The organism is Pseudomonas triticicola (genome assembly GCF_019145375.1).
Taxonomy (GTDB): Bacteria; Pseudomonadota; Gammaproteobacteria; order Pseudomonadales; family Pseudomonadaceae; genus Aquipseudomonas; species Aquipseudomonas triticicola.
The window spans coordinates 4,928,669-4,938,646 of the sequence record NZ_JAHSTX010000001.1; the positions used below are offsets into that span (position 1 = coordinate 4,928,669).

Annotated in this window: 8 protein-coding genes and 1 pseudogene; 7 read left to right on the top strand and 2 right to left on the bottom strand. The window is 59.4% G+C overall.

The features are described from left to right. Positions 1 to 56 precede the first annotated feature (56 nt). Positions 57 to 272, top strand: coding sequence for a TOBE domain-containing protein (locus tag KVG85_RS21750; protein WP_003229256.1), 216 nt, complete (start codon positions 57 to 59; stop codon positions 270 to 272). Between the two features lie 161 nt (positions 273 to 433). On the opposite strand, the gene KVG85_RS21755 is transcribed toward KVG85_RS21750, so the two are convergent. Next, complete coding sequence (locus tag KVG85_RS21755) at positions 434 to 1,066, bottom strand: TetR/AcrR family transcriptional regulator (protein ID WP_095181294.1); 633 nt, start codon at positions 1,064 to 1,066, stop codon at positions 434 to 436. A 146-nt stretch (positions 1,067 to 1,212) separates the two neighbouring features. Then, positions 1,213 to 2,589, bottom strand: a complete 1,377-nt coding sequence (locus KVG85_RS21760) for a glutamine synthetase family protein (protein ID WP_016772657.1) — start codon at positions 2,587 to 2,589, stop codon at positions 1,213 to 1,215. Positions 2,590 to 3,317: 728 nt separating this feature from the next. Here KVG85_RS21760 and KVG85_RS21765 point away from each other — a divergent pair. From KVG85_RS21765 to KVG85_RS21790, 6 genes and pseudogenes are all read left to right on the top strand, one after another. Continuing rightward, positions 3,318 to 4,676, top strand: coding sequence for a glutamine synthetase family protein (locus tag KVG85_RS21765; protein WP_016772658.1), 1,359 nt, complete (start codon positions 3,318 to 3,320; stop codon positions 4,674 to 4,676). A gap of 56 nt (positions 4,677 to 4,732) precedes the next feature. Then, the gene (locus KVG85_RS21770) at positions 4,733 to 6,097 is read left to right on the top strand and encodes an aspartate aminotransferase family protein (protein ID WP_016772659.1); all 1,365 of its coding nucleotides are present in this window, start codon (positions 4,733 to 4,735) and stop codon (positions 6,095 to 6,097) included. A 171-nt stretch (positions 6,098 to 6,268) separates the two neighbouring features. Continuing rightward, positions 6,269 to 7,381 (top strand): polyamine ABC transporter substrate-binding protein, encoded by a 1,113-nt coding sequence (locus tag KVG85_RS21775; RefSeq protein ID WP_016772660.1) that lies wholly within the window; start codon positions 6,269 to 6,271, stop codon positions 7,379 to 7,381. A 186-nt stretch (positions 7,382 to 7,567) separates the two neighbouring features. Further along, positions 7,568 to 8,665, top strand: coding sequence for a polyamine ABC transporter substrate-binding protein (locus KVG85_RS21780; RefSeq protein WP_038860901.1), 1,098 nt, complete (start codon positions 7,568 to 7,570; stop codon positions 8,663 to 8,665). Positions 8,666 to 8,728: 63 nt separating this feature from the next. Beyond that, positions 8,729 to 9,871, top strand: coding sequence for an ABC transporter ATP-binding protein (locus tag KVG85_RS21785; protein ID WP_186530788.1), 1,143 nt, complete (start codon positions 8,729 to 8,731; stop codon positions 9,869 to 9,871). Then, positions 9,868 to 9,978 (top strand): annotated as a pseudogene (locus tag KVG85_RS21790) (putrescine ABC transporter permease PotH); the annotation flags it as partial. The gene KVG85_RS21785 and the pseudogene KVG85_RS21790, both read left to right, overlap by 4 nt.

Consider the following 9,978-nt stretch of genomic DNA (forward strand, 5'->3'; position numbering starts at 1 on the left):
TACTTGCCGCTTGTAGCTTGCCCCTTGCAGCTTATTTCGACCTCAGGAGAAATATCATGACTATCAAAGCCATCAACGTGCGCAACCAGTTCAAAGGCTCGATCAAGGAAATCGTCCTCGGCGACGTGCTGTCGGAAATCGACGTGCAGACCGCTTCGGGCATCGTCACTTCGGTGATCACTACCCGCTCTGTGAAAGAGCTGGAGCTGGTGGTCGGCAGTGAGGTAATCGCCTTTGTGAAATCCACCGAGGTGTCGATCGCCAAGTTGTAAGTCGGTGAGCAAAAAACAACCCCGGAGGGTGTGAGCCCTGCGGGGTTTTTTGTGCCTGTCGCGGATTCGGCGGCGCGGCTTTCGCGAGCAGGCTCGCTCCCACAGGGGAACGCATTTCAAATGTGGGAGCGAGCCTGCTCGCGAAAGGGCCGGCGCATGCGCTAGAGATTTCTTTTGGGTAAATATGGCGGCAGATACAACCCGATATAGGCATCAAACACGCGCATCCCTTCCTCAGCCATGCGCGGGGTGATCTGCCCGTGCTGCTGCACCGAACGCGCATACACGCGGTCGCCGAGCTCCATCGCCAGGGCAAACACATCGACATCGTCCGGCAGCCTTGGCAACTCGAAATGCTGGTCGAACAGCTTGTGCATCAGGTCGCCCAGTTCCAGATCGTGCTGGCGGTCGGCCTGGGTCACTTCGGTCAGGCCGTGTTGCGCCAGGATCAATTGCCGTGCGGCTGCATCCTGGTCGTAGATCTCGAGCATGCGCTGTTCGACCAGTCGCGACAGGTCTCGCCAGTCACGTAACGCGTCGTGATCGATCGGCGCTTGCAGGCAGGCGCGGAAGGCTGCGTGGACATCGGCGGTCAGGGCTTCAAGCAGCGCCGGGACGCTGGCGAAGAAGTGATACACGGAGGAGGGCGGAATCTGCGCGCGCTCGGCGACGCTGTAGATCGACAGACTGGCCACGCCCTCGGCCGCCAGCAGCGTGCGCGCGGCATCGAGGATCGAATCGATCCGCGCCTGACTGCGGGCACGGGGTTTGCGGACGGTGGCGGGTCGCGTCATGGAAGTCTCCTGCGGGGCAGCGGGCATTGTACGAGGCGGTTCAGGTGTTGTCTGCCAGTACCCTGTGGCGAGGGGATTTGTGTTCGGCCATAAAAAACGCCGCTGGCTGAATCAGCCAACGGCGTTTTTTTGAAGCTGCAAACCATTTAAACGGTATGCAGATACCAGTTGTACTCAAGGTCGGAGATGGAGTGTTCGAACTCCTCCAGCTCGCTTTCCTTGCAGGCGACGAAGATATCGATGTACTTCGGATCGATGTACTTGGCCATCACCTCGCTGTCGTCCAGCTCGCGCAGGGCATCGCGCAAGTTGTTCGGCAGGCTCTGTTCGTTCTGCTCGTAGCTGTTGCCTTCGACAGGCGCGCCCGGTTCGATCTTGTTGACCAGGCCGTGGTGCACGCCGGCCAGTACCGAAGCCATCAGCAGGTACGGGTTGGCGTCGGCGCCGGCCACGCGGTGCTCGATACGTACGGCATCGGCAGAGCCGGTCGGTACGCGAATCGCCACGGTGCGGTTGTCCAGGCCCCAGCACGGCGAGTTCGGTACGTAGAACTGCGCGCCGAAGCGACGGTAGGAGTTGACGTTCGGGCAGAGGAAAGCCATCTGCGCCGGCAGGGTCTCGAGCACACCGCCGATCGCGTGACGCAGCGCGGCGTTCTGCTCGGGATCCTCGCTGGCAAAAATGTTTTTGCCGGCTTTGTCCAGAATCGAAATGTGTACGTGCAGACCATTGCCCGCCTGGCCCGGATACGGCTTGGCCATGAAGGTGGTGTCCATTTCATGGTCGTAGGCGATGTTCTTGATCAGACGCTTGAGCAGGACGGCGTAGTCGCAGGCCTTGATCGGGTCGGCGACGTGGTGCAGGTTCACTTCGAACTGCGCCGGGGCACTTTCCTTGACGATCGCGTCGGCCGGGATGCCTTGCTCTTTGGCACCTTCCAGAATGTCCTGGAGGCAGTCGACGTATTCGTCGAGGTCGTCGATCAGGTAGACCTGCGTCGAGTGCGGGCGTTTGCCGGAGATCGGCGAGCGTGGCGGCTGTGGACGGCCGTTCACGTTTTCCTGGTCGATCAGGTAGAACTCGAGTTCGAAGGCGGCGCAGATGGTCAGGCCGAGCTCGTCGAACTTGGTCACCACCTGGCGCAGCACTTCACGGGGATCAGCGAAGAACGGATCGCCTTCGAGTTCGTGCATGGTCATCAACAGCTGCGCGGTCGGGCGCTTCTGCCATGGCTCGTTGCACAGGGTATCGGGGATCGGATAGCAGATACGATCGGCATCGCCGATGTCCAGGCCCAGACCGGTGCTTTCCACCGTGGAGCCGTTGATATCCAGAGCAAATAGAGAGGCCGGCAGGTTGATGCCTTTCTCGTAAACCTTGTGGAGGCTGGTGCGTTCGATGCGCTTGCCGCGCACCACACCATTCATATCCGCAATCAGAAGGTCAACGTACAGAACCTCAGGATGTTCCTTAAGGAACGCGTTCGCTTCGTTAAGCTGAACGGCACGCGGGGGTACCGACATGATGCAACACCTTTGTTGTTAAAAATATCAATCATTGATCTTTTCTGGTTTCAGTCAACCCGAACGGCCTGCCGAAGTCAAGCGAGGCCTTTTTTGCCCCGAAAAAGCGCTTGAAGGGCATTTATGGGGCACTTTGGGGCGTTTTTTCAAACCTTGAACGTTGCTCAACTGCGGGCTTGAGCAGGCCGTGTTGTATTTTTTACGGGGGTGTTGTGTAAAAAAATGAACAAGGCTAAGCTCCGGTCAAACCCATAACAGCAATAATACCGGGGTGCTTCATGTCTCGCCTGCCGTTAATCGGCATCACCGACTGCTCGCAACAGTCCGGTCTGCATGCTCATCACATCAGTGGCGATCAGTCCGTCCGTAGCGCAGCCAGCAAGGCGCGCAGCCTGTTGACGACACGCTCGTCAACATCCGGCAAAACGGCAGCGTCCGATATTCTGGACGTCGGGCACAGCATCCGCTTTATGGCGTCTCCTTTCACTATAGAACTCTTTCCCTCCCAAAGCCCGTGCCGCACTCAGCGTCATGCTTGTGATTCTGCACGTTTGCAAAGTGCACGGGAAATGCAACGCCAGCGTCAAGGGCAGGTAAGCTCCTCTTTCATTGTCTATGCGCGGTGCCAGGCGTAAGCCGGCACTGCGCGAGCAAGCCCCCTTTAACGCGACGCCGCAAGCGTCAAAATTGCCTGACATCGCGTCAGGAGACTCAGCCCAGAGGCATTTATGAGTAACAACCTCGACCAGCTCACCGATTGGTTGAAAGACCGCAAGATCACAGAAGTCGAATGCATGATCGGCGACTTGACCGGTATTACCCGGGGCAAGATTTCGCCGACCAACAAGTTCATCGCCGAGAAAGGCATGCGTCTGCCGGAGAGCGTGCTGCTGCAGACCGTGACCGGCGACTACGTCGAAGACGACATCTATTACGAACTGCTCGACCCGGCCGACATCGACATGATCTGCCGTCCCGACCAGAACGCCGTGTACCTGGTGCCGTGGGCCATCGAGCCGACCGCGCAGGTGATCCACGACACCTACGACAAGCAAGGCAACCCGATCGAGCTGTCGCCGCGCAACGTTCTCAAGAAGGTCTTGAAGCTGTATGCCGACAAGGGCTGGCAGCCAATCGTGGCGCCGGAAATGGAGTTCTACCTGACCAAGCGCAGCGACGACCCCGACTATCCGTTGCAGCCGCCGATCGGCCGCTCGGGCCGTCCGGAAATCGGTCGGCAGTCGTTCTCCATTGAAGCGGCGAACGAATTCGACCCGCTGTTCGAAGATGTCTACGACTGGTGCGAATTGCAGGAGTTGGACCTCGACACGCTGATCCACGAAGACGGCACGGCGCAGATGGAAATCAACTTCCGTCACGGTGACGCGCTGTCGCTGGCCGATCAGATTCTGGTGTTCAAGCGCACCATGCGCGAAGCCGCGCTCAAGCACGACGTGGCCGCGACATTCATGGCCAAGCCGATGACCGGCGAGCCGGGCAGCGCGATGCACCTGCACCAGAGCATCATCGACATTCAGACCGGCAAGAACGTCTTCTCCAACGAAGACGGGACCATGAGCCAGTTGTTCCTGCACCACATCGGTGGTCTGCAGAAACTGATTCCCGAGCTGTTGCCGCTGTTCGCGCCGAACGTCAACTCGTTCCGCCGCTTCCTCCCAGACACATCGGCACCGGTGAACGTCGAGTGGGGCGAAGAGAACCGTACCGTCGGCCTGCGCGTACCGGATGCCGGCCCGCAGAACCGCCGCGTGGAAAACCGCCTGCCGGGCGCCGACGCCAACCCGTACCTGGCGATCGCCGCGAGTCTGCTCTGCGGCTACATCGGCATGGTCGAGGGCCTGAACCCGAGCGCGCCAGTGGTCGGCCGTGGTTACGAGCGCCGCAACCTGCGCCTGCCGCTGACCATCGAGGACGCGCTGGAGCGTATGGAAAACAGCGCGACCATCGAGAAGTATCTCGGCAAGACCTTCATCACCGGCTACGTCGCGGTCAAGCGGGCCGAGCATGAAAACTTCAAGCGCGTGATCAGTTCGTGGGAGCGTGAGTACCTGCTCTTCGCCGTCTGATACGCCGGGCGCGGCGGCCAGCCGTCGCGCCTTCACCGATAACAAGGAGAATTGGCATGACCAGCAACAACCCGCAAACCCGTGAGTGGCAAGCGTTGAGCAGCGATCACCACCTGGCCCCGTTCAGCGACTTCAAGCAACTGAAAGAGAAGGGCCCGCGGATCATCACCAACGCCAAGGGCGTTTATCTGTGGGACAGCGAAGGCAACAAGATCCTCGACGGCATGGCCGGCCTCTGGTGCGTGGCGATCGGTTACGGTCGCGATGAACTGGCCGATGCCGCCGCCAAACAGATGCGCGAACTGCCTTACTACAACCTGTTCTTCCAGACCGCACACCCGCCGGCGCTGGAACTGGCCAAGGCGATTGCCGACGTGGCGCCGGAAGGCATGAACCACGTGTTCTTCACCGGTTCCGGCTCCGAAGGCAACGACACCATGTTGCGCATGGTCCGTCACTACTGGGCGATCAAAGGCCAGCCGAACAAGAAAGTCATCATCAGTCGCAAGAACGGTTATCACGGTTCCACCGTGGCCGGCGCGAGCCTGGGCGGCATGACCTATATGCATGAGCAGGGCGACTTGCCGATCCCGGGCATCGTCCACATCGCCCAGCCGTACTGGTTCGCCGAAGGCGGTGACATGTCGCCGGAAGAGTTCGGCATCTGGGCGGCCAACCAGCTCGAAGAAAAGATTCTCGAAGTCGGCGTCGACAACGTCGGTGCCTTTATTGCCGAGCCGATCCAGGGTGCCGGCGGCGTGATCATCCCGCCCGATACCTACTGGCCGCGCATCAAGGAAATCCTCGCCAAGTACGACATCCTCTTTGTTGCCGATGAAGTGATCTGCGGTTTCGGCCGTACCGGTGAGTGGTTCGGTAGCGATTTCTACGACCTCAAGCCGCACATGATGACCATCGCCAAGGGCCTGACCTCCGGCTACATCCCCATGGGCGGGTTGATCGTGCGTGACTCGGTGGTGGCCGTGCTCAATGAAGGCGGCGATTTCAACCACGGCTTCACTTACTCCGGCCACCCGGTGGCAGCCGCGGTGGGCCTGGAAAACATCCGTATCCTGCGCGACGAAAAAATTATCGAGAACGCCCACAACGAAACGGCACCGTATTTGCAGAAACGTCTGCGCGAGCTGAACGATCACCCGTTGGTGGGTGAAGTTCGCGGCGTCGGTCTGCTGGGGGCGATCGAGCTGGTGCAGGACAAGGCCACGCGCAAGCGTTACGAAGGCAAGGGCGTGGGCATGATCTGCCGGCAGTTCTGCTTCGACAATGGCCTGATCATGCGCGCGGTAGGCGACACCATGATCATTGCGCCGCCGCTGGTGATCAGCAAAGCGGAGATCGATGAGCTGGTTACAAAGGCACGCAAGTGTCTGGACCTGACCCTCGGTGCGCTGCAGGCCTAGGTGCTAGGCTTTGGGCGGGGGAGCTGCGGCGCACTCGCTCAAAGCTGTCAGAAAGGCTGGTCTTTTGTTGAAAGACCGCCTCGGATCTTGCCAGACTAGCCGCGGTTCCAGTTGTCCGGGTTCGGCCGCTGAACAAAGTGGTTCAAAAAAGAAAAATTTGGAGCATGACGCATGAAGGCATTAGGTAAAAAGCTAGCTGGCAAGACTCTGCTCGCGCTGTCCATGGCGGGCATGATGGCAGGTGCGGTGCACGCGGACGACAAGGTACTGCACGTCTACAACTGGTCCGACTACATCGCGCCGGACACCGTGGCCAACTTCGAAAAAGCCACCGGGATCAAAGTCGTCTACGACGTCTTCGACAGTAACGAAACCCTGGAAGCCAAGCTGCTGGCCGGCAAGTCCGGTTACGACATCGTGGTGCCTTCCAACAATTTCCTCGCCAAGCAGATCAAGGCCGGGGTTTATCAGGAGCTGGACAAGTCCAAGCTGCCGAACTGGAAAAACCTCGACGAAGACCTGCTCAAGGCCGTTGGCGATGCCAGCGACCAGGGCAACAAGCACGCCTTCCCGTACATGTGGGGCTCGATCGGCATCGGCTACAACCCGGCCAAGGTCAAGGCTGCGCTGGGCATCGACAAGATCGATTCCTGGGACGTGGTGTTCAAGCCGGAAAACATCGAGAAACTCAAAAGCTGCGGCGTGAGCTTCCTCGATGCCCCGACCGAAATGATTCCGGCGGCATTGCACTATCTGGGCAAGCCGACCAACAGCAAGGACAAGGCTGATCTGAAGGCCGCCGAAGACCTGTTCCTGAAGATCCGTCCGTCGGTCGCCTACTTCCACTCTTCCAAGTACATCTCCGACCTGGCCAACGGCAACATCTGCGTCGCCGTCGGTTACTCGGGTGACCTGGAGCAATCCAAGACCCGCGCTCAGGAAGCCGGTGACAAGGTCAAACTGGCCTACACCATTCCGAAAGAAGGCGCCGGTACTTTCTATGACATGGTCGCCATTCCCAAGGATGCCGAAAACGTCGAAGCCGCCTACAAGTTCATGAACTACCTGATGGAGCCGCAAGTGATGGCCGGCATCACCAACGCCGTGCGTTTCCCGAACGGCAACAAGGCGGCGACGCCTATGGTGGACAAGGACATCACCAGCGACCCGAGCATCTACCCGTCGGCTGAAGTGAAGAAGCAGCTCTATGCGATCAGCGATCTGGACGCCGCCACACTGCGTCTGATCACCCGCAGCTGGACCAAGATCAAATCGGGCAAATAAGCCGGTTTGTCGCCACAACCACTGGCCGTCGTCGTCGCGACGGCGGCCAGCGGATAATTAAATGACAGAAAGTTTTGCTGGATCGGTTTTTCGAGGGTAAGTTGCGCGCCGGTTTTGTTGTCGGGCAGCCATGGCTGTCATGCAGCGCGGGGCAACTTGGGCCCAATCAATTTAGAGGACCTCCACTTGCCTGTATTTTCTTCTTTGCGCAAAGCCCTGCTGGCCGCTGCCGGCCTGACAATCGCTGTCGGAGCCCAGGCCGCCGGTACGGTGCATATTTATAACTGGTCCGATTACATCGGCGAGTCGACCCTGGCCGACTTCGAGAAAGAGACCGGGATCAAACCGGTCTACGACGTTTTCGACTCCAACGAAACCCTGGAAGGCAAGCTGCTCGCCGGGCGCACCGGTTATGACGTGGTCGTGCCGTCGAACCACTTCCTTGGCAAGCAGATCAAGGCGGGCGCGTTCCAGAAGCTCGACAAGGCGCAACTGCCGAATTATTCCAACCTCGACCCGGTGCTGCTCAAGCGCCTGGAGCAGAACGACCCCGGCAACCTCTACGCCGTGCCGTATCTGTGGGGCACCAACGGCATCGGCTACAACGTCGACAAGGTCAAGGCCGTGCTCGGTATCGACAAGATCGATTCCTGGGCCGTGCTGTTCGAGCCGGAAAACATCAAGAAGCTGCACAGCTGCGGCGTTGCGTTCCTCGATTCGGCTGATGAAATGATGCCGACCATGCTCAATTACCTGGGCCTGAACGCCAACAGCACCAACACCAAAGACTACGAAAAGGCCACCGCCAAGTTGCTCGCGGTGCGTCCATACGTTACCTATTTCCATTCCTCGAAGTACATCGGCGATCTGGCCAACGGCGACATCTGCGTGGCCATCGGTTTCTCCGGCGACATCTTCCAGGCGAAGAACCGTGCCGAGGAAGCCAAGAAGGGCGTCAACATCGCCTATTCGATTCCGAAAGAGGGCGGCGCGCTGTGGTTCGACATGCTGGCGATCCCCAAGGATTCGTCCAACGTCAAGGAAGCCCACGCCTTCATCAACTATTTGCTGAAACCTGAGGTGATCGCCCAGGTCAGTGATTACGTCGGTTACGCCAACCCCAACCCGGGTTCGGACAAGCTGATGGAACAATCCATTCGCACCGATGAAGCGGTTTACCCACCGCAAGCAGTCCTCGACAAGACCTACGTGTCGACCGAGTTGCCAGCCAATATTCAGCGTTTGATGACCCGCAGCTGGACCAAGGTCAAGTCGGGCAAATAACGCACAAACTATCCAGGGTTCGTCTTGCGGGGCGAACTGCTGCTTCTGTTGGGAGTTTCGTAAATGGCAGTTGCCTCCGGCGCCTACAAGAAAGCCCTCGAGGGCGACCAGACACCAAAACAGGTGCTGGTCAAAATCGACCGGGTCACGAAGAAGTTCGACGAGACGATTGCCGTGGACGACGTGTCCCTGGAAATCAAGAAAGGCGAGATTTTCGCCCTGCTCGGCGGTTCGGGATCGGGCAAATCCACCCTGCTGCGCATGCTCGCAGGGTTTGAACGGCCCACGGAGGGGCGCATTTTCCTCGACGGCGTCGACATCACCGACATGCCGCCGTACGAACGCCCGATCAACATGATGTTCCAGTCGTACGCCTTGTTTCCGCACATGACCGTGGCGCAGAACATCGCCTTCGGCCTGCAACAGGACAAGATTCCCAAGGCCGAGATCGACGCCCGCGTGGCCGAGATGCTCAAGCTGGTGCAGATGAGCCAGTACGCCAAGCGCAAGCCGCATCAACTCTCCGGCGGCCAGCGTCAGCGCGTGGCACTGGCGCGTTCGCTGGCCAAGCGACCGAAACTGCTGCTGCTCGACGAGCCGATGGGCGCTCTGGACAAGAAACTGCGTTCGCAGATGCAACTGGAACTGGTGGAAATCATCGAGCGCGTTGGCGTGACCTGCGTGATGGTGACCCACGACCAGGAAGAGGCCATGACCATGGCCGAGCGCATCGCGATCATGCACCTGGGCTGGATCGCGCAGATCGGCAGCCCGATCGACATCTACGAAACCCCGACCAGCCGTCTGGTCTGCGAATTCATCGGCAACGTCAACATCTTCGAAGGCGAAGTGATCGACGACGCCGAAGGCCACGCGACCATCACCTGCAAGGACCTCGACCGGCAGATCTACGTCGGTCACGGCATCAGCACCTCGGTGCAGGACAAGTCGGTCACCTACGCGATTCGTCCGGAGAAGCTGCTGGTCACCGCCGACATGCCGACCTGCGAGTACAACTGGTCGAGCGGCAAGGTCCACGACATCGCTTATCTGGGCGGACACTCGGTGTTCTACGTCGAATTGCCGAGCGGCAAACTGGTGCAGTCGTTCGTCGCCAACGCCGAACGTCGCGGCGCGCGTCCGACCTGGGGCGATCAGGTCTACGTGTGGTGGGAAGACGATAGCGGCGTGGTACTTCGCTCATGAACATGCGCAAATTCAAACGCCGTATAAACCGAATCATCCCCAATGGCCGGCAGATGGTCATCGGGGTGCCGTTCATCTGGCTGTTCCTGTTCTTCATGCTGCCGTTC